This window comes from Sphingobium sp. (genome assembly GCA_023266575.1).
Classification (GTDB): domain Bacteria; phylum Pseudomonadota; class Alphaproteobacteria; order Sphingomonadales; family Sphingomonadaceae; genus Sphingobium.
Genome location: JAHFPV010000005.1, coordinates 64,445 through 83,884, shown reverse-complemented (window position 1 = coordinate 83,884; position 19,440 = coordinate 64,445). Strand labels below are relative to the sequence as shown.

19 protein-coding genes are annotated in these 19,440 nt (G+C 63.8%); 11 read left to right on the top strand and 8 right to left on the bottom strand.

Features of this window, described 5'->3' with window-relative positions:
* Positions 1 to 9 precede the first annotated feature (9 nt).
* The 11 genes from Q0D44_RS07375 to Q0D44_RS07325 all read left to right on the top strand — a co-directional run bounded on the left by Q0D44_RS07375 (position 10) and on the right by Q0D44_RS07325 (position 9,923).
* Positions 10 to 1,173, top strand: coding sequence for a D-alanyl-D-alanine carboxypeptidase family protein (locus Q0D44_RS07375; RefSeq protein WP_294134696.1), 1,164 nt, complete (start codon positions 10 to 12; stop codon positions 1,171 to 1,173).
* A complete protein-coding gene (gene tmk / locus Q0D44_RS07370; protein WP_294134998.1) occupies positions 1,170 to 1,796 on the top strand; it encodes a dTMP kinase in 627 nt (208 codons plus the stop codon). Before Q0D44_RS07375 ends, tmk begins: the two co-directional genes overlap by 4 nt.
* Entirely contained in the window at positions 1,793 to 2,764 is a 972-nt protein-coding gene (locus Q0D44_RS07365) for an AAA family ATPase (RefSeq protein WP_294134695.1), read from the top strand. Before tmk ends, Q0D44_RS07365 begins: the two co-directional genes overlap by 4 nt.
* 43 nt (positions 2,765 to 2,807) lie before the next feature.
* Entirely contained in the window at positions 2,808 to 4,376 is a 1,569-nt protein-coding gene (metG, locus tag Q0D44_RS07360) for a methionine--tRNA ligase (protein ID WP_294134693.1), read from the top strand.
* A gap of 4 nt (positions 4,377 to 4,380) precedes the next feature.
* Entirely contained in the window at positions 4,381 to 5,154 is a 774-nt protein-coding gene (locus Q0D44_RS07355) for a TatD family hydrolase (protein ID WP_294134690.1), read from the top strand.
* On the top strand, positions 5,151 to 5,942 hold the full coding sequence (locus Q0D44_RS07350; RefSeq protein WP_294134688.1) for an MBL fold metallo-hydrolase: 792 nt from the start codon (positions 5,151 to 5,153) through the stop codon (positions 5,940 to 5,942). Before Q0D44_RS07355 ends, Q0D44_RS07350 begins: the two co-directional genes overlap by 4 nt.
* Positions 5,942 to 6,565: a TIGR02281 family clan AA aspartic protease gene (locus Q0D44_RS07345; RefSeq protein WP_294134685.1), complete on the top strand. Its 624-nt coding sequence runs from the start codon at positions 5,942 to 5,944 to the stop codon at positions 6,563 to 6,565. Before Q0D44_RS07350 ends, Q0D44_RS07345 begins: the two co-directional genes overlap by 1 nt.
* Positions 6,562 to 7,863: an MFS transporter gene (locus Q0D44_RS07340; RefSeq protein ID WP_294134683.1), complete on the top strand. Its 1,302-nt coding sequence runs from the start codon at positions 6,562 to 6,564 to the stop codon at positions 7,861 to 7,863. Before Q0D44_RS07345 ends, Q0D44_RS07340 begins: the two co-directional genes overlap by 4 nt.
* Positions 7,864 to 8,019: 156 nt before the next feature.
* Positions 8,020 to 8,799 carry a nucleoside triphosphate pyrophosphohydrolase gene (mazG, locus tag Q0D44_RS07335; RefSeq protein ID WP_294134680.1) on the top strand — a complete coding sequence of 260 codons (780 nt, stop codon included), beginning with the start codon at positions 8,020 to 8,022 and terminating at the stop codon, positions 8,797 to 8,799.
* A complete protein-coding gene (locus Q0D44_RS07330; RefSeq protein ID WP_294134678.1) occupies positions 8,763 to 9,275 on the top strand; it encodes a GNAT family N-acetyltransferase in 513 nt (170 codons plus the stop codon). The genes mazG and Q0D44_RS07330 overlap by 37 nt, the downstream gene beginning before the upstream one ends.
* A gap of 114 nt (positions 9,276 to 9,389) precedes the next feature.
* The gene (locus Q0D44_RS07325; protein ID WP_294134676.1) at positions 9,390 to 9,923 is read left to right on the top strand and encodes a tetratricopeptide repeat protein; all 534 of its coding nucleotides are present in this window, start codon (positions 9,390 to 9,392) and stop codon (positions 9,921 to 9,923) included.
* Between the two features lie 9 nt (positions 9,924 to 9,932).
* Here Q0D44_RS07325 and hflX read toward each other — a convergent pair whose 3' ends face one another.
* The 8 genes from hflX to Q0D44_RS07285 all read right to left on the bottom strand — a co-directional run bounded on the left by hflX (position 9,933) and on the right by Q0D44_RS07285 (position 19,427).
* Positions 9,933 to 11,267 carry a GTPase HflX gene (hflX, locus tag Q0D44_RS07320; RefSeq protein WP_294134673.1) on the bottom strand — a complete coding sequence of 445 codons (1,335 nt, stop codon included), beginning with the start codon at positions 11,265 to 11,267 and terminating at the stop codon, positions 9,933 to 9,935.
* 4 nt (positions 11,268 to 11,271) lie between these two features.
* Positions 11,272 to 13,929, bottom strand: a complete 2,658-nt coding sequence (gene alaS, locus Q0D44_RS07315) for an alanine--tRNA ligase (RefSeq protein ID WP_294134671.1) — start codon at positions 13,927 to 13,929, stop codon at positions 11,272 to 11,274.
* A 71-nt stretch (positions 13,930 to 14,000) separates the two neighbouring features.
* A complete protein-coding gene (locus Q0D44_RS07310) occupies positions 14,001 to 14,453 on the bottom strand; it encodes a hypothetical protein (protein WP_294134670.1) in 453 nt (150 codons plus the stop codon).
* Between the two features lie 21 nt (positions 14,454 to 14,474).
* Complete coding sequence (locus Q0D44_RS07305; RefSeq protein WP_294134669.1) at positions 14,475 to 15,731, bottom strand: Xaa-Pro peptidase family protein; 1,257 nt, start codon at positions 15,729 to 15,731, stop codon at positions 14,475 to 14,477.
* Positions 15,718 to 16,341, bottom strand: a complete 624-nt coding sequence (locus Q0D44_RS07300) for a glutathione S-transferase (RefSeq protein ID WP_294134667.1) — start codon at positions 16,339 to 16,341, stop codon at positions 15,718 to 15,720. Before Q0D44_RS07300 ends, Q0D44_RS07305 begins: the two co-directional genes overlap by 14 nt.
* On the bottom strand, positions 16,338 to 17,054 hold the full coding sequence (gene thiE, locus Q0D44_RS07295) for a thiamine phosphate synthase (RefSeq protein ID WP_294134665.1): 717 nt from the start codon (positions 17,052 to 17,054) through the stop codon (positions 16,338 to 16,340). The genes Q0D44_RS07300 and thiE overlap by 4 nt, the downstream gene beginning before the upstream one ends.
* 196 nt (positions 17,055 to 17,250) lie before the next feature.
* Positions 17,251 to 18,156, bottom strand: coding sequence for a fructose bisphosphate aldolase (locus tag Q0D44_RS07290; protein ID WP_294134996.1), 906 nt, complete (start codon positions 18,154 to 18,156; stop codon positions 17,251 to 17,253).
* A gap of 68 nt (positions 18,157 to 18,224) precedes the next feature.
* Positions 18,225 to 19,427, bottom strand: a complete 1,203-nt coding sequence (locus tag Q0D44_RS07285; RefSeq protein WP_294134663.1) for a phosphoglycerate kinase — start codon at positions 19,425 to 19,427, stop codon at positions 18,225 to 18,227.
* Between the last annotated feature and the right edge of the window lie 13 nt (positions 19,428 to 19,440).

The following is a 19,440-nucleotide window of genomic DNA, read 5'->3' as shown; positions in this document are numbered from 1 at the left end:
GGCAGCCCCATGAACAAGTCCGTTGCAGTCCTCCTTTTCACCGGGCTGTTGACCCAGCCGCTGACCGCCGCCGCGCCGCCTTACACCAGCGAAGCGCCCATCGCCTATATGAAGGACCTGTCGTCGGGCGCGGTGCTGTATGACAAGGGTGGCGAGACGCGGATGCCGCCCGCATCGATGGCCAAGATGATGACCGCGCATGTCGCGTTCCGCCTGATCAAGAAGGGCGATTTGAAGCTCGACACCATGTTCACCGTGCGCCCGGAAACCTGGAAGCAGTGGCATGGTCCTGCCGCAGGATCGACCATGTTCCTGTCGGCGGGCGAGCAGGTATCGGTGGAAAATCTGCTGCACGGCATTGTCACCTTGTCGGGCAATGATGCCTGCGTCGTTCTGGCCGAAGGGATTGCTGGGACCGAGCAGGCGTTCGTTGCGCTGATGAATGAGGAGGCCAAGCGCATGGGCCTCAAGAACAGCCATTTCGGCACCAGCAATGGCTGGCCGGACGAAGGCGTGACCTATGTGACCGCCGAGGATCTGGCCAAGCTGGCGCAGGGAACGATCGAGGAAACGCCCGATCTCTACAAGCGCTTCTATGCCACCCGCTCCTTCACCTGGGGCAAGACGATGGGCGGCGCAGACATTGCGCAGGGCAATCGCAATCCGATTTTGGGCAAGATCGCCGGGGCCGATGGCCTCAAGACTGGTCATACCGAAGAGGCAGGGTTCGGCTTTACCGGATCGGCCGAACAGGACGGCCGCCGCCTGGTGATGGTGGTGGCAGGGCTGACCAGCTTTAACGGGCGTATTCAGGAATCCGTCCGCTTCATGGACTGGGGCTTCAAGGCGTGGAAGGCCCAGCCCTTGTTCAAGAAGGGCGCAACGGTCGAAACCGCTGACGTTCAATTGGGCAGCGAAACCAGTGTCGCTCTAGTCGCGCCGCAGAATCTGGCCGTCACCCTGCCGCGCACCGCATCGACCAACATCTCGGTCAAGGTCGTCTATACCGGCCCGATCAAGGCGCCGATCGCCAAGGGGCAGAAGATTGCCGACCTGATCGTGTCCACGCCCGACACACCGCCGCAGGTGATGCCGCTGGTCGCGGGCGCAGATGTCGCCGAAGCGGGCATGTTCGGCCGGTTGTGGAATGGCCTGAAATCGCTGTTCGGGTGATAGAAGGGCGGTTCATCACGCTGGAAGGCGGGGAGGGCGCGGGTAAATCGACCCAGTTGCGCGCACTTGCCGCCTCCCTGCGCGCGCGTGGGCTGGATGTGGTGGAAACCCGCGAACCGGGCGGCAGCGAGGGGGCGGAGGCGATCCGTTCGCTGTTGCTGACGGGCGGTGCGGATCGATGGAGCGCGCGGGCCGAGGCTTTGCTGTTCGCCGCTGCGCGGGCCGATCATGTCGAAAAGACGATCCGGCCCGCACTGGCGCACGGGGCTTGGGTGCTGTCCGACAGGTTTCTCGATTCGAGCCGGGCCTATCAGGGGCAGGGGGCGCTGAACGACGCGGATATAGTGACGCTGCACCGGATCGGTAGCGAGGGGTTTTTGCCCGATCGCACCCTGTTCCTGACATTGCCGGAGGGCGAGGCCGAAGCGCGGGCGCGGGTGCGGGACGGGGACAAGTCTGACCGGATCGGCGGGCGCGACCAGAGTTTTCATCGCGCTGTGGCTGATGCTTTTGCCCGTTTTACCAAGGACGAACCCGCCCGTTTCCGCTCGATCGATGCGTCGGGTGAGGCTGACACGGTGACGGCCCGCCTGCTGGATGCGCTGGCGGATATGCTGCCATGACGTCACTTTTGGGTCATGATGCGCAGACCCGCACGCTGATCGACGCGGCGGCCAGCGGGCGGATGCATCATGGCTGGATATTGAGCGGGCCGAGGGGCATCGGCAAGGGCGGTTTTGCGCGTGCGCTGGCGCTGCGCCTGCTGGCTGACGCAGCAGGTCCGCCGGTGGATGGGGAGGGGCTGGATGTGCCGGAAACCCACCCTGTCCGCCGCCTGATCGAGGCGAGCGCCCATCCCGATTATGCCGAACTCTTCCCGCTGGAAAAGGATGGCGTCACTGCGCGCAACATCAGCGTCGATCAGGTGCGCGGGCTGCACCGGTTGCTCCAGTCCGCGCCGTCGCTCTCGACCCGGCGGATCGTGGTGATCGACAGCGCGGACGATCTGGAGCGGGGTGCGGCCAATGCGCTGCTCAAAAATCTGGAAGAACCGCCCCCCGACATGCTCTTCCTGCTGGTGAGCCATGCGCCGGGGCGTTTGCTGCCGACGATCCGGTCGCGCTGCCGTACATTACGTTTCGATCCGCTGAATGACGGGGCGATGCGCGCGATATTGCGGGGCAAGGATGAGACGCTGTCCCCGGCGGAGATCGACGCACTGATCCGGGCGGGCGAAGGATCGCCGGGCAAGGCGCTGCGCTATGCGGGGCTGAACCTCGCCGACATTGAAAGCGCGATGGCGCGGATCGCGCAGGATGGCGACCGCGATAATCGCCACCGTCTGGCGCTCGCCAAGGCGCTGGCGATCAAGTCCGCCAAGCCGCGATACGAGGCGCTTCTGGAACGCGCGCCCGCCTTCATCGCGCAGGCCGCGCGTAACCGCAGCGGGTCCGCCCTCGGCGTGGCGCTCGACCATTGGGAAAAGGCGCGGCATCTGGCGGGCGGGGCGGTGATCCTGTCGCTCGATCCGGCAGCGGTCGTGTTTGAGCTGGCGGGCCATGTCGCGGCGCTGGCACCGCAATCGGCCTGAAAAGCGGCTTCCCGCCCGGCGCAACAGCCGCTAGGGACGGGACATGTCCAAGCCCTATACGATCACCACCGCCATTTCCTATCCCAATGGCCGCCCCCATATCGGCCATGCCTATGAGGTGATCGCCACCGACGCGATTGCCCGGTTCCAGCGGATGATGGGCCGCGACGTATTCTTTCAGACCGGCACGGACGAGCATGGCCTCAAAATGGCGCAGACCGCGCGCAACCGGGGGATCGAACCGCTGGCGCTGGCCGATGAAATGTCGGGCTATTTCCGTGCCATGAACGATCGGCTTAATATCAGCCATGATCGTTTCATCCGAACCAGCGAAGCGGCGCACCACAGTGCCAGCCAGGCCATCTGGCAGGCGATGGAGGCCAATGGCGACCTGTATCTGGACCGTTATGAAGGCTGGTATTCGGTCCGCGACGAGGCTTTCTACGACGAAAAGGAACTGACCGACGGGGAAGGGGGCGTGAAGCTCTCGCCCCAAGGGACGCCGGTGGAATGGACGGTCGAGGAAAGCTGGTTCTTTCGCCTGTCCAACTATCAGGACAAATTGCTGGCGCTCTATGAGAGTCAGCCCGATTTCATCCGCCCGGACAGTCGCCGCAACGAGATTTTGCGCTTCGTCGAGGGTGGACTGTCGGACCTCTCCATCTCCCGCACCAGTTTCGACTGGGGCGTCAAGGTGCCGGGCAGCGACGGCCATGTCATGTATGTGTGGGTCGACGCACTGACCAATTATCTGACCGGCTGCGGCTATCCCGACGATGCCGACCGCATGGCGCGATATTGGGCGGAAGGCGGCGACATCACGCACATCATCGGCAAGGATATCGTGCGTTTTCATGCGGTTTACTGGCCCGCCTTCCTGATGAGCGCGAAGCTGCCCTTGCCCAAGCAGGTCTTTGGTCACGGCTTTCTGCTCAACCGGGGCGAGAAAATGTCCAAGTCGGTCGGCAATGTCGCCGACCCGATTGAACTGGCGGAGCGGTTCGGTGTTGACCAGCTGCGCTATTTCCTGCTGTCGGAAGTCACGTTCGGCAATGACGGGAGCTATAGTGCGGAGGCGATCGTCCAGCGCTCCAACAGCGATCTGGGCAATGCGTTCGGCAATCTGGCGCAGCGGACGCTCAGCTTCATCGCCAAGAATCTGGAGGGGTACTTGCCCGCCATTCATGGCCATGATCCGGCGGACAGCGAATTGTTCGACCTGATCGACCGGGTGGTGCGCACCGATATGCCTGCCGCCATGGCCGATCTTGCGCCATCAGTGGCGATCGACGCCTGGCTGCGTGCGGCCTTTGCCTGCAACCAGTATATCGATGCGCAGGCCCCCTGGACCCTGCGCAAGACCGATCCGCAGCGGATGGAGACGGTGCTGGCGACGCTCTATATCGCGATCGCGCAGCTGGCCGTCGCCGTGTTGCCGGTGATCCCGGCCAGCGCCACTGCGCTGCTCGACCATATGGGCATCCCCGCCGACAAGCGGACCTATAGCGCGATAGGCGATAATTGGTATTCGCTGCTGGCGGAAAGTGACTTCATCCTGGCTGCGCCCAAGCCGCTCTTCCCCCGGCTCGAACTGACCGAAGCGGACGGGTGACCCCATGCTGATCGACAGCCATTGTCACCTCAATTACAAGGGGTTGGTCGAGGATCAGGAGAATGTGCTGGAACGCGCCCGCGCGTCCGGCATCGACCTGATGCTCAACATCGCCACGCGCGAAAGCGAGTGGGACGCGGTGCTGGACACCGCCATCCGCGCGCCGGACGTATGGGCGACGGTCGGTATCCACCCGCATGAGGCGGACGAGCATCCCCATATCGACACCGCCAAGCTGGTCGCCCGCGCCGCGCATCCCCGCGTGGTCGGCATCGGCGAGACGGGTCTCGATTATTATTACGACCATAGCGACCGTGAGCGGCAGCGCAGCAGCTTCCGTTCGCACATCGTCGCGGCGCGCGACACCGGCCTGCCGCTGATCGTCCACACCCGCGACGCGGAGGAGGATACGCTGGCGGTGATGCGGGACGAGATGGGGAAGGGCGCTTACACCGGCGTCATCCATTGCTTCACCGCCAGCGGGGCCTTTGCCAATGCCGCGCTGGAGATGGGTTTCTACATCAGCATATCGGGCATCGTGACCTTCAAGAGCGCGAAGGATTTGCAGGAGACCGCCGCTCGGCTACCGATCGACCGGCTGCTGGTGGAAACGGACTCGCCCTTCCTGGCCCCGGTGCCGCATCGCGGGCGTCCGTGCGAGCCGGCCTTCGTCGCCGACACCGCAAAATTCCTTGCCAATTTGCGCGGTGAGAGTCTGGAGGATCTGGCCGCCGCCACTTCCGCCAATTTCCGCACATTGTTCAAGAAGGTGGCATGAGCCTCACACTCACGATCCTGGGCAGCGGCACATCGTCGGGGGTGCCGCGCATCGGCAATGACTGGGGGGCGTGCGACCCCGCCGAGCCAAAGAACCGCCGGACCCGCGTGTCGATTCTGGTAGAAAGCGCGACGACGCGGATATTGGTGGACACCTCGCCGGATATGCGCGCGCAGTTGCTGGCCGCAGACGTGATCGCCATCGATGCGATCCTTTGGACGCATGACCATGCCGATCACAGCCATGGCATAGACGATGTGCGGCAGCTTTATCATCATCGCCGCGAGCCGCTGCCCGGCTATGCCCGGTTGCAGACGCTCAGCCTGCTACGCCAGCGGTTTAGCTACGCCTTTGATGGTCGCAACGGCTATCATCCGACCATCGACGGGCGGGTCTTGCCTGATGGTCTGCGGATCGGCGACATCGACATTGTCTGCGTCGATCAGCCTCATGGCGACATTTATTCGACCGGCTTCCGCTTCAGCCATGGCGGCAGGTCCATCGCCTATGCCACGGATTTTCATGAGCTGACGCCGGACATGCTTGCGCTGTATGACGGCGTCGATGTGTGGGTGGTTGATGCCTTGCGCGAAAAGCCGCATCCGACCCATCCGCATCTGGCGTTGACGCTGGACGGCATCGCTGCCGCCCGGCCCGGTCGCGCGATCCTGACTCATATGGACCAGAGCATGGATTATGCGACATTGCACCGCACCCTCCCCAGCGGCGTCGAACCGGGCTATGACGGCATGGTGATAGTCTTGGAACCGGCAGAGCAGGGGGATTGATGGACAGCGGCGATCAGGCGGCATCAACCATCTGGTATGTGCTGGCACTGGTGCTGGTCGGCTCTGCGCTTATCGGTCGGCGGCTCGCCTGGGGCGGGATATTGCGCATGGCGTTGCTGTGGGTTGCGATCTTTGCCGGACTGCTGGGCCTGTTCAAGCTGGCGCAGAATGAAGGCTATCTGACCGGCCGTTGGGCAGAGCAGGGGGATATGGTCGATGAAGCCCCTGCCGCGCCGCCGCCCGCCAAAGCCGAAGGCCAGTCGATCCGCATCCCGGTCGCGCCCGATGGCCATTATTGGGTGGAAGCGACGATCAATGGCACGCCAGCCCGGTTCCTGATAGACAGCGGCGCGACCATCACCGCGCTGTCGGAAAATACTGCGCGGGCGTCGGGCCTCAATTATGATGTCGGCGCGCCGGGTGTGATCATGACCACCGCCAATGGCAAGGTGGAGGCGCGGCGATCCAGCATCGCCAGCCTGGCCGTGGGTCCAATTACGGCGAACGACCTGCCCGTTGTCGTGTCATCCAGCTTTGGTGAGGTCAATGTGATTGGCATGAACATGCTGTCTCGCCTGAAAAGCTGGGGCGTACAAAATGGCGAGATGGTGCTGACGCCATGACCGCCCCAACAGAACCAGGCGCCCCCACCCAGCGCGAGCGGCTGAAGGCCATTATCGGGGGTTCGACCGGCAATCTGGTCGAATGGTATGACTGGTATGCCTATGCCGCATTCACCCTCTATTTCGCGCCGCATTTCTTCCCCAGTCAGGACCGCACCGCCCAGTTGCTGAGCGCGGCGGGCATCTTTGCCGTCGGCTTCCTGATGCGGCCGATCGGCGCGTGGATCATGGGCGTCTATGCCGACCGGCACGGGCGCAAGAGCGGGCTGACGCTGTCGGTGGCGCTGATGTGCGCGGGGTCGCTGCTGATCGCGGTGACGCCGGGTTATGAGACGATCGGGGTCGCCGCGCCGCTGTTGCTGGTGCTGGCGCGGTTGATGCAGGGGCTGTCTATCGGCGGGGAATATGGTGCCAGTGCGACCTATTTGTCGGAAATGGCGGGCAGGAACCGGCGCGGCTTTTTCTCCAGCTTTCAATATGTGACTTTGATCGCGGGGCAGTTGGTGGCGATCTGCGTGCTGCTGGTCTTGCAAGCGACATTGAGCGAGGCGCAACTGGATGCGTGGGGCTGGCGGATACCCTTTTTCATTGGTGGGGCGCTGGCGGTCGTCGTATTCTGGCTGCGGCGCGGGCTGGCGGAGACGCAGAGCTTTGCCGTGGCCAAGGCCGAGGGCGCGCCGAAGTCCGGCTTTGTTGAGCTGCTGACCAAGCATCCGCGGGAGACGGTAACGGTGATGCTGCTCACCGCCGGGGGCACGATCGCTTTCTATGCTTACTCGATCTACATGCAGAAATTCCTAGTCAACACGAGTGGGTTGAGCCGAGAGGCCGCGTCGCAGATCAATGCCGCAACCCTGTTTGTTTTTATGCTGTTGCAGCCGGTTGCTGGCGCGCTGTCGGATCGGATCGGGCGCAAGCCGCTGATGATCGGCTTTGGCGTCATGGGGGTGATCTGCACCTATCCAATCTTTGCGACGCTGGCCGTGACGAAGGATCCGCTGGTCGCCGGGCTGCTGGTGATGGCGGGACTGGTGATCGTGACCGGCTATACCTCGATCAATGCAGTGGTGAAGGCCGAGCTGTTTCCCGCGCATATCCGGGCGCTGGGCGTCGCGCTGCCTTATGCGCTGGCGAACACGATGTTTGGCGGGACGGCGGAACTGGTGGCGCTGTGGTTCAAACAGGCTGGCATGGAGCAGGCATTCTATATCTATGTCAGCGTAATGATCGCCATCTCTCTGGTCGTCTATGTGCGGATGAAGGACACGGCAAAGAATAGCCTGATCCGGGAGGATTGACGCTAAGCCGACAGTGAGCCGGACATATGTGGGCGTTTTGATATGAGGTTTGATTTAACATAATATATATTATCGGACTTAATTTGAGAAGTCTGGTCATCGTCCTGTTGAGCCACTATCGCGGTTGGCATCCCTTTCACCAGTCCAGGTTCCGCCATGTCCACAGCCAGTCCCGCCGACATCATGCCGCTTGCCAATGTCATGGCGCGGTTGCGTGATCCTGATACGGGCTGCCCTTGGGACATCGAACAGGATTTCGCGTCGATCGCGCCATACACGATCGAGGAAGCCTATGAGGTGGCCGACGCGATTGAGCGCAACGACATGGCGGCGCTGCGCGATGAACTGGGTGACCTGCTGCTCCAGGTGGCGTTCCACAGCCGGATGGCGGAACAGGCCGGGCATTTCAGCTTGCAGGATGTGATCGACGGCATCACCCAGAAAATGATCCGGCGGCATCCGCACGTCTTTGGCAAAGGCGCAAGGCGCGAGGATGGCCATGCCCAGTGGGAGGCGATCAAGGCCGCCGAGCGGGCGGAAAAGGAACCGGACCCAAGCGCGCTGGCCGGGGTCGCGATCGCCCTGCCCGCACTGCTGCGCGCCGAGAAATTGCAGAAGCGCGCGGCGCGGACCGGGTTTGACTGGCCAGACAGCGATGGCGCGATCGCCAAGATCGTCGAGGAACTGGACGAGGTGCAGGGCGCGGCGACTCAGGCGGAGCGTGAGGAGGAAGTGGGCGACCTGCTGTTCGCGGTCGTCAACCTCGCACGGCATCTGAAGGTCGACCCGGAAGTGGCTTTACGGGCGGGCAACGCCAAGTTCGACCGGCGGTTCAGAATGATGGAGGCCATCGCCGGGGAGGCTTTCGCCGCCCTTCCGCTGGATGAGAAGGAAATGCTGTGGCAGCGGGCCAAGCGGGCGGAAGTGCCGGCTTGATCCGGGCGGTCACGCCCGCCGATCATGATGCGATCTGGGCCATCATCGAACCAGTGATCCGTGCTGGCGAAACGCTCGCCATCCCGCGCGACATGAGTCGGCAGGCCGCCCTCTCCCTCTGGCTGTCACCCGACCGGACAGTGCGGGTGCTGGAGGAGGATGGCGTGGTGCTGGGCGTTTTCTATGTGCGCGCGAACCAGAGCGGCGGCGGCGCGCATGTCGCCAATGCGGGCTATGTCGTGGCGCAGCAGGCGACCGGACGCGGTGTCGCGCGCCGCATGTGCGCGGCCTCACTCGATCTGGCGCGGGAATTGGGTTTTCGCGCGATGCAGTTTAATTTCGTGGTGTCGACCAATGTCCGGGCGGTGGCCCTGTGGCAAGCCATGGGCTTTGCGGTGGTCGGACGTTTGCCGGGCGCCTTTGATCACCCTGCCCTTGGCACTGTGGATGCGCTGGTGATGTTTCGGGCGTTGTAAGACGCCCCACTTGTCTCAGACATAGTCCAGACAAGGTTTGAAATTGAAACTGATATTTGACAAGTGCTTGCAAAGGCCATAATTTTCTCCCGATCATATGACGGAGGAAATGCGATGCGCCTGACTGTCCTTCTCCCGCTCCTTTGCGCTGTGGCGGCGCCAGCTTATGCCCAGCAAAATGGCACTGGCATTTCCGGCATCCATTTCAACACGGCCAGTCCGATGGGCGTCACGCCCATTACCGGCTTTGGTCCCGACAACTTCCGCAGCAGCCGCTCCACGTCCTTGCAGCAGGCACAGCAGTTGATTGCGTCGGGCGATTATGTGCAAGCTGACAGCCTGCTCGCGACCGTGATCGGCGAGACACCCAGCCGTCAGGCGCGTTTCCTCAAGGGGATGACCAAGCTCGGCCTGGGGGATGCGGTCGCGGCGCGGCGCTATTTCGAACAGAGCCTCTATCGCGGTCGCAACGGGCATCCCGGTGCGATGTCGGGTCTGGCCATTGCGGAAATCCGGCTCGGCAATGCGGATGCCGCGCGCGATATCCTGCACAAGTTGCAGTATCAGCAGGAAAAATGCGGACATAGCTGCGACCGCGCCGGAGCGTTGAAGCAGGCGGTCGGCGTGGTCGAAAAAGCGCTGGCGTAACGCCAGCGCCTACCCCTGCCCGCGTTTCCCGAACCGCGCGAAGGCTGCGTCCGAAAGCCTTACTTCGACGCGGGTTTCTTCGCCCTGCGCATCGCTGGTCAGCACTTCGCCATGTTCGTGGAGCCAGGCCAGCGCCGCGCCATCGGCGGCCGCGATGCGCAGGCCATAGACTTTGGCACCCGCAGTCATTTTGGTGCTGATCGCGCGTTGCAGGTCGGCGACGCCCTCTCCGGTTAGCGCCGACAGGATCACGACATCGTCGCGGCGGGACGCGGTTTCCCTCGCCAAGGCTTCGGCTTGCGCGTCGAGCAGGTCGAGCTTGTTCCACGCCTCGATAATCGGCGGGGCGGCGGGTTCGCCTTCGGCGCGGTCGAGCGCCCCCTCCCCGGCCACGCCCAACTCGCTCAGCACGTCCAGCACATCGTCCCGCTGAGCGTCGCTGTCGGGATGGGCGATGTCGCGGACATGGACGATGAGGTCGGCGGACAGCACTTCCTCCAGCGTCGCGCGGAAGGCGGCGATGAGCTGGGTCGGCAGGTCGGAGACGAAGCCGACCGTGTCGGACAGGATCGCCTTGTCGAGGCCGGGGAGCGCGATCTGGCGCATGGTCGGGTCGAGCGTGGCGAAGAGCAAATCCTCCGCCATGACGTCAGCCCCGGTCAGGCGATTGAAAAGCGTGGATTTTCCGGCGTTGGTATAGCCGACCAGCGCGATCACCGGCCAGGGCGCGCGTTGCCGCCGGGTGCGGTGGAGGCCACGGGTGCGGGTGACCTGATCCAGTTCCTTACGGATCTTGGCCATGCGGTCGCGGATCATCCGCCTGTCCGCTTCGATCTGGGTTTCGCCGGGACCGCCGAGAAAGCCGAAGCCGCCGCGTTGCCGCTCCAAATGGGTCCAGCTGCGCACCAGCCGCCCCGCCTGATAGTCGAGATGGGCGAGTTCGACCTGAAGCCGGCCTTCATTGGTGGCCGCGCGTTCGCCGAAGATTTCGAGGATCAGCCCGGTGCGGTCGATCACTTTCGCACCGACGGCCTTTTCCAGATTGCTTTGCTGGACCGGCGACAGGGCATTGTCGACGATGACCAGTTCGGCCTCTTCCTGAACGACGAGGGTGGCGATCTGGTCCACCTGACCGCTGCCGAACAGGGTGGCGGGCTTGCGGTCGCGGACGCGGAACGCCTGCCCCACCCGCACGTCGATGCCGATGGCCAGCGCCAGCCCGCGCGCTTCCTCCAGCCTTGCCTCGCTGTCCCGGCGTTCCAGCCCGTGGGTTTCGGCATGGACGACCACGGCGCGGGCGCCGCGGGCGACTTCATCATCGGAATCGCGGTTGAATATGGCCATGGGGTTAGCCGGGACTCCCCGCAAGTCGGGCCTTGACCGCGTCGATCGCCGCCGCCGCCTTGTCCCCGTCCGGTCCGCCGCCCTGCGCCATGTCGGGACGGCCACCGCCGCCCTTGCCGCCCAGCGCTTCCACGCCGACACGGACCAGATCGACCGCGCTGATCGTGCCGGTCAGATCGTCAGTGACGCCCACGGCGATGGTGGCGCGGCCATCGACCACGGCGACGATCGCCGACACGCCGCTGCCCAGCGTCTTTTTATTGCCGTCAACGATCCCGCGCAATTCCTTGGGGTCCAGGCCATCGATGACCTGCGCCATGAAGCTGACATTGCCGACCTGTTCGGGACCAGCCGGGGCCGCGCCCGACGCGCCGCCGCCCAGCGCCAGTGCCTTCTTGGCTTCGGCCAGTTCGCGTTCCAGCCTGCGGCTCTGCTCGACCAGCGCGGCGATGCGGGCTGGCACATCTTCCGGCGATGTCTTGAGCGTCGCGGCGGACTGGCGGAGCTTATCCTCCCGATCGACCAGCCAAAGGCGCGCGGCCTCCCCGGTCAAGGCCTCGATCCGGCGTACGCCACTGGAAACGGCGCTTTCCGACACGATCTTGAGCAAGGCGATATCGCCCGTCGCGCGGACATGGGTGCCGCCGCACAGTTCGACCGAATAGTGCGTATCGTCGCCCTTCCCCATGGAAAGAACGCGGACCTCATCGCCATATTTCTCGCCGAACAGCGCCATCGCGCCCGCCGCAATCGCGTCGTCGGGCGTCATGAGGCGAGTCGTGACCTCCTCATTATGGCGGATCTGCGCGTTCACGTCCGCCTCGACCTTCGCGATCTGCGCATGGGTCAGGGCTTCGGGGTGCGAGAAGTCGAAGCGCAGGCGATCGGCGGCGACCATGCTGCCCTTTTGTGTCACATGCGCGCCCAGTTCCTTGCGCAGCGCGGCGTGGAGCAGGTGGGTGGCGCTGTGGTTGGCGCGGATGCGGTCGCGGCGATCGACATCAACGCTCAGTTGAACCGTATCGCCGACCTTGATGCTGCCCGCGCTGATCACGGCCTGGTGCGCGTGGAGGCGACCCAACGGCTTGGATGTATCGGCAACGTCAGCGGACAGACCGCCGAGCGAGGTGATCGTCCCAGCATCGCCATTCTGCCCGCCGCTTTCGCCATAGAAAGGCGTCTGGTTGGTAATGATCGCAACGCTGTCGCCGACCGTGGCGCTATCGACGCGCGCGCCGTCCTTGACGATGGCCAGCACTTCGCCTTCGCCCTTGGTCGAGGCGTAACCGACAAATTCTGTGCTGCCGAGGGTTTCGGCAATGTCGTACCAGATGTCGTCCGACGCTTTTTCGCCCGATCCCTTCCAGGCGGCGCGGGCGGCGGCTTTCTGTTCAGCCATGGCGGCGTCGAAACCGGCGCGGTCGACGCCCAGACCCTGGGTGCGCAATGCGTCCTCGGTCAGGTCATAGGGGAAGCCGAACGTGTCGTAGAGTTTGAACGCGGTTTCGCCGGGCAGCGTGCCGCCCTCCGCCATGCCGGTTGTCGCTTCATCAAGCAGGCGCAGGCCGTTTTCCAGCGTCTTGCGGAAACGGGTTTCCTCGCGCAGCAGTGTTTCCTCGATCAGCGGCTGGGCGCGGACCAGTTCGGGATAGGCCCCGCCCATTTCGGAGACGAGGCTGCCGACCAGGCGATACATGAGCGGGTCTTTGGCGCCGATGATGTGCGCATGGCGCATCGCGCGGCGCATGATCCGGCGCAGCACATAGCCGCGCCCTTCATTGGCGGGCAGCACGCCATCGGCGATCAGGAAGCTGGTCGAACGGAGATGATCGGCGATGACGCGGTGGCTGGCCTGAAGATCGCCGTCGGTCGCGGTGCGGGTGATCGCCCCGCTTTCGGCGATCAGCGCCTTGAATGTGTCCGTGTCGTAATTGTTGTGGACGCCCTGCATGACGGCGGCGATGCGCTCCAGCCCCATGCCGGTGTCGATGCTAGGCTTGGGCAGTTCGCTGACGATCTCATTGGCTTCCTGCTCATATTGCATGAACACCAGGTTCCAGATCTCGACGAAACGGTCGCCATCCTCCTCCGGGCTGCCGGGCGGGCCGCCCCAGATATGGTCGCCATGGTCGTAGAAGATTTCCGAACAGGGACCGCAGGGGCCACTGTCGCCCATCGCCCAGAAATTATCCTTGGTCGGGATGCGGATGATGCGATGTTCGGGCAGGCCCGCAATCTTGCGCCACAGGTCGAACGCCTCGTCATCGGTGTGATAGACGGTCGCAGTCAGCTTGTCGGCCGGAAGCCCCCATTCCTTGGTCAGCAGGGTCCAGGCGTGGGTGATCGCCTGTTCCTTGAAATAGTCGCCAAAGCTGAAATTGCCCAGCATTTCAAAGAAAGTATGGTGGCGCGCGGTATAGCCGACATTGTCAAGATCATTATGCTTGCCGCCCGCGCGGACCGACTTCTGGCTCGACGTCGCGGTCTTGTAGGGGCGGGTTTCAAGGCCGGTAAAGACATTCTTGAACGGCACCATACCCGCATTGACGAACATCAAGGTCGGGTCGTTGTGCGGCACCAGCGGCGCGGACGGAACGATGGTGTGGCCGTTGGCCCCGAAATAGTCGAGGAAGGAGCGGCGAATGTCGTTGGTCGATGTCATGGGGGCGATTTAGTGGGAAGCGGCCCGCCGCACAAGCGGGGCTTTTCGGCTTGTGTGATTGATGAGGGTGTTCAATTCAAACCACCCGTTTCATTCATTTCACACCTATAGCTACGCCACCATGTGCGACCAGTAATCGTGCCGCTTAGCGCACCTAATATGCCGGCAGGAACGGCCCTGAAAAATACGTCGATATTTTGTTCGACGGTCGCAAGAATAATCCCTGGAACAAGAAAGCCAGTCAACGCTCCAGCCCAAAGATAGGTAGTCTCACTTTCTAACTTCCATCTTTTGAGAATAAGCGTGACTGGTATGCCAACCGCGACGGCTGACAGAAATACAAGCACCAAGGGGATTATGATCATCATGATAACGATCCCAATCGCCGATCTTGCATCACCACTAAACGGGAACGAACCCAAAATGGCGATCACCAAAAAGATCGCGGGAAAGGCCACTCCAGCGAGTGTTCCCCACAACACAGCTTCAAAAAAGCCTCGAAGCATAGGAGCATTCAGCCTCATTTGCGGCAACGTGATTGCATCTTACCCAATCGGTTCCTCGATCGACACCGGTGGTTTGGAGAACCATGCTGGTCCCTGAGCGGTCATGTGGAAGCAATCCTCCATCCTCACCCCCATCACGCCGGGCAGATACAGGCCGGGTTCGTTGGAAAAGCACATGCCGACGTCCAGCTTGGTGGTTTCGCCATGGACCAGGTTGACCGGCTCATGCCCCTCCATGCCGATGCCATGGCCAGTGCGGTGGGACAGGCCGGGGAGCGCGTAGCCGGGGCCGTAGCCCTGCGTCTCATACCAGCTGCGCACTGCGTCATCGACGGAGCCTGCGGGCGCGCCGAGCTTTGCCGCCTTGATCGCGATGCTCTGTCCGCGCGATACGTCGTTCCACACCTTGCGCTGTTGCGCGGTGGGGGGTGCGCCGTGGACGAAGGTGCGGCTGATGTCGGATTGATAGTCGCCGACGGTGCAGCCGCAGTCCATCAGCACGACTTCGCCTGCCCGCACGGCTTGCGGCTTGCCGGAGCCATGGGGATAGGCAGCCGCCTCGCCGAGCAGAACGAGATTGAATTCGGGCTTGCCGCCCAGCGCGGTGGTGGCCGCGGTCATCAGCGCGGCGATGTCGGCGGGAGTCATGCCCGCCTTCACCTGCGGATAGGTCCAGCGATAGGCGGCCATGGTGACGTCGGCGGCTGCCTGCATCAGCGCGATTTCGGCGGGCGTCTTGCGCATCCGCAGGGTGCGGGTGACGCTGTCGGGGATCAGGGTTGCGCCGGGCAGCGCGGCCTTCAGGCCATCGACGGCGAAATAGCGCACCGTTTCCTCGATGCCGATGCGACCGCGCGCCAGCCCCCGCTCCTTGAGGAAAGTGGCGATCAGCGCGTGGGGGCTTTCATGCTCCTGCCAGACGCGGACCTCCGCCGGGATGCCGAGCGATTCTTCGATCGAGGGCTTCTCGAAAAAGGGGCAGATGATCAGCGGCGCGCCGGTCGCGGGGATGATGGCGGCAGTCAGCCGTTCGCTGCGCCACCAGCGGACGCCCGTATAATAGACAAGGCTTGCGCCCGGCTCGATCAGCAGCGCATCGATCCCCGCGCGCTGCATCATGGCCTGTGCGCGGGTCAGGCGATCGGCGCGTTCGGGGCGGCCGATCGGTGCGATGTTGCCGGTGAGCGGCGTCAAGGCTTCCGTCGCCCGCTCCTGCGCGAACAGGCGCGGCGTGACCGCGCTTGCCGCCAGCCCCGCCATGGAGGCGAGCACAGTGCGGCGATCAGGCGTAAGCATAGGGACCGCCCGCGGCGAGGGCAGCCTGATAGGCCGGGCGCGCCTGCATCTCGCTGAGCCAGCGCAGGATAGCGGGACGCGAGTCGTTCAGGCCACCGCGCGAGCGGGAGGCTTCGATCGGAAAGCTCATCATCATGTCGGCGGCGGTGAAACTGTCACCGGCAAAATACGGGCGCGACGCCAATTCGCTTTCCAGCCAGTCGAGATGATCGTCCAGCATCCGCTGCACCGTGGGCCGCGCGGGGCGACCGAGCAGGCCGAGCTTGCCGATGATGAGCAGCGCCAGCAGCGGCGGCATCATCGATCCTTCGGCATAATGCATATATTGGCGGTAGCGGATCGCGCCCGGCGCATCGGCGGGCGGGCCGAAGCGTCCGGCGCGGGCGACCAGATAGTCCATGATCGCGCCGGTTTCGATCAGCGCGTGACCGTCCACCTCCACCACCGGAGAGCGCCCCAGCGGATGGATGGCGCGCAGCGCGGCGGGCGCGCGCATCGTCTTGGCGTTGCGCTCGTACCGGACGACGTCATAGGGGTCGCCCAGTTCCTCCAGCAGCCAGAGGATGCGTTGCGACCGGCTGTTGTTGAGGTGATGGACGATGATGGTCATTTGGGTTCCGGCGCTCCGTTGCGGGAAAGTTGCAGCACGTCGGCAAACGCTGCGACGCCAGCGCCCGGCCCCGCCGGATGGTTCCACACCGCGCTGCTGACCGCCAGAAAATCCGCGCCTGCCGCCACCAGCGGCGCTGCATTGTCCGCCGTCACGCCACCGATCGCGACGCAAGGCAGCTCGAAAATCGTGGTCCACCAGCCCAGGATCGAAGGTTCGGCGTGGTGCAGCACATCCTTGGTCGTCGTAGGGTAGAAAGCGCCGAACGCGACATAGTCGGCTCCCGCCTCCCCCGCTTCCATCGCCAGATGGCGGCTGTCATGGCAGGTGACGCCGATCTGCACCTTTGGGCCGAGGATTTTGCGGGCCTCCCGCGGATCGCCATCGCCCTGCCCCAGATGCACACCGTCGGCGCTGAGCCGCTGCGCCAGCGCGACGCTGTCGTTGATGATGAAGGCGACGTCGCGATCGGCGCAGAGCGCCTGCAACGGCGCGGCAAGGTCTGCGATCGCGTCGTCGTTCAGCCCTTTCAGGCGCAACTGGAACGCAGCGACATCGCCGCCGTCAAGCGCGGCAGCCAAGGCGTCCACGAAGGTCGCGTCGATGCTGGGCGGGGATATCAGGTAAAGCTGGCAGGCGGGGCGGAAACCCTGTTCAAACTGATCGGCAAAATGCGGGTCGAGCGCCAGCTCTTCATCGGTAAAATCGGTCATGCCGGGGTGTTAGCCCAGCCAGCATCGTAACGAAAGCCTCTGGCTTGCCCGTCATCCTCCCCTGCAAGGGGAGGTGTCAGCGCGTAGCGATGACGGAGGGGTATCGAGCTATCGATAGGGTGACACCCCTCCGTCTGGCCTTCGGCCCGACACCTCCCCTTAAAGGGGAGGATCAGCCTGTAATCAAACTACCCCGTTACGCCGCGACCGCCGTCTTGGCGACCGATGCGCCGTGGATTTCGTCGATCGCTTCGCCCAGCGATGCGTTGAATTCATCGTCGCTCATCTGGTGACGCAGGTCGTTGAGCAGCGCGCGGCTGAAGCTGGCAATGATGCCGCGATTCTTGGCCAGTTCGACACAGGCTTCGGGACGGGCAAAGCCGCCCGACAGTGCCACGACGCGCAGCACACGGGGATGATCGACCAGCGGGTCGAACAGGCCCGGCTGCACCGGCAGCGAGAGCTTCAACATCACCTGCTGATCGGCGGGCAGCGCGTCGAGCGCCTTGACCAGTTCGTCAAGCAGGATCGCGTCGGCCTCGGCGCGTTCGGGCGACTTGATGTTCACTTCGGGTTCGATGATCGGCATGAGGCCGGCGGCAAGCACCTGCTGACCAATTTCGAACTGCTGCTTGACGACGGCGGCAATGCCGTCGCGGTTGGCCAGGTTGATGACCGAGCGTTCCTTGGTCCCGAACACGCCCAGCGCCTTGGCGCGGTGGAGCAGCACGTCGAGGTCGGGATTGGGCTTCATCACCTGAACGCCGTTCGCCTCATCCTCCAGACCCTTGTCGATCTTGATGAAGGGCACGACGCCGCGCTCGATCAACGCCTGCGGGGTCGGCTTGCCATCGACGGTGCCGTCCATCGTGCGCTCGAACAGGATCGCGCCCAGCACCTTGTCGCCGGTGAACACGGGCGAAGTGATGATGCGGCTGCGCATCGCGTGGATCAGGCCGAACATTTCCTCGTCAGAGCCCCAAGCACCCTCTTCGATGCCATAGCCCTTAAGCGCCTTGGGCGTTGACCCGCCGCTCTGGTCGAGTGCGGCGATAAAGCCTTCGCCTGTCGCAATCTTCTGCTTCTGAACCTGATCCAGCATCTGCACATACTCTCTCTTAATGGAGATGGCGCCGCCCTCTCCAAGGCGGTGCCACCGTTGACCGGTCGTCAGGCCATCAAAGCCTTTACGCCCGGCAAATCCTTGCCTTCCATCCATTCCAGGAACGCGCCGCCCGCCGTCGAAACGAAGGTGAAATCGGCTGCTGCCCCTGCATGGTTGAGGGCTGCCACAGTATCACCGCCACCGGCGACCGAGGTCAACTGCCCTTCCTTGGTCAGCGCCGCCGCCGTGCGGGCGAGCGCCACCGTTGCGGTGTCAAACGGGGGAATTTCGAACGCACCCAATGGCCCGTTCCACACGAGCGTGCGGCAGGTCTTGAGGACATCGGCGAGCGCTTCTACGGCGGCGGGGCCGACGTCGAGGATCATTTCGTCGGCCGCGACTTCATGGACGTTGCAGGTGCGGACCGATGGCGGGTTGGCGGCAAATTCCTTCGCGACCACCACGTCATAGGGCAGATGGATGGTGCAACCGGCCGCTTCCGCCGCGTCGAAAATGGCGTCCGCGGTGGCGGCCAGATCCTTTTCGCACAGCGACTTGCCGATATCGACGCCACGCGCGTGGAGGAAGGTGTTGGCCATGCCGCCGCCGATGATCAGATGATCGACCTTGGTGACCAGATGGTTCAGCACGTCGAGCTTGGTCGAGACTTTCGCGCCGCCCACGACAGCGGCCACCGGCTTGACCGGGGTGCCGAGCGCGGCCTGCAACGCATCGAGTTCGCGCTCCATCGCGCGGCCCGCGAACGACGGCAGCTTGTGCGCGATCCCCGCGGTCGAGGCATGGGCACGGTGTGCGGCGGAGAAGGCGTCGTTGACATAAAGGTCGGCAATCGCCGCCATCGCATCGACCAGAACGGGATCGTTCTTTTCCTCGCCCGCGTGGAAGCGGGTATTTTCCAAAATCGCAATGTCGCCAGGACGCATCACCGCGATGCCATCGGTCGCCGCGTCCCCCTGACAATCAGGGACGAACTGCACTTCACGGCCCAGCACCTGGCTCAAGGGCCGGGTGATCTTGGACAGCGAATATTCGGGGTTCTTCTGCCCCTTGGGACGACCGAAATGGGCGAGGATCAGCACTTTCGCACCACGATCGGCCAATTCCAGCACGGTCGGCATGGCCGAACGCAGGCGGGTATCGTCGCTGACCGAACCGTCCTGCATCGGCACGTTCAGATCCTCGCGCACCAGCACGACCTTGCCGTGGATGTCGCCCATATCGTCGAGTGTCTTGAACGGCTTGGTCATTGGAATTTTCCTA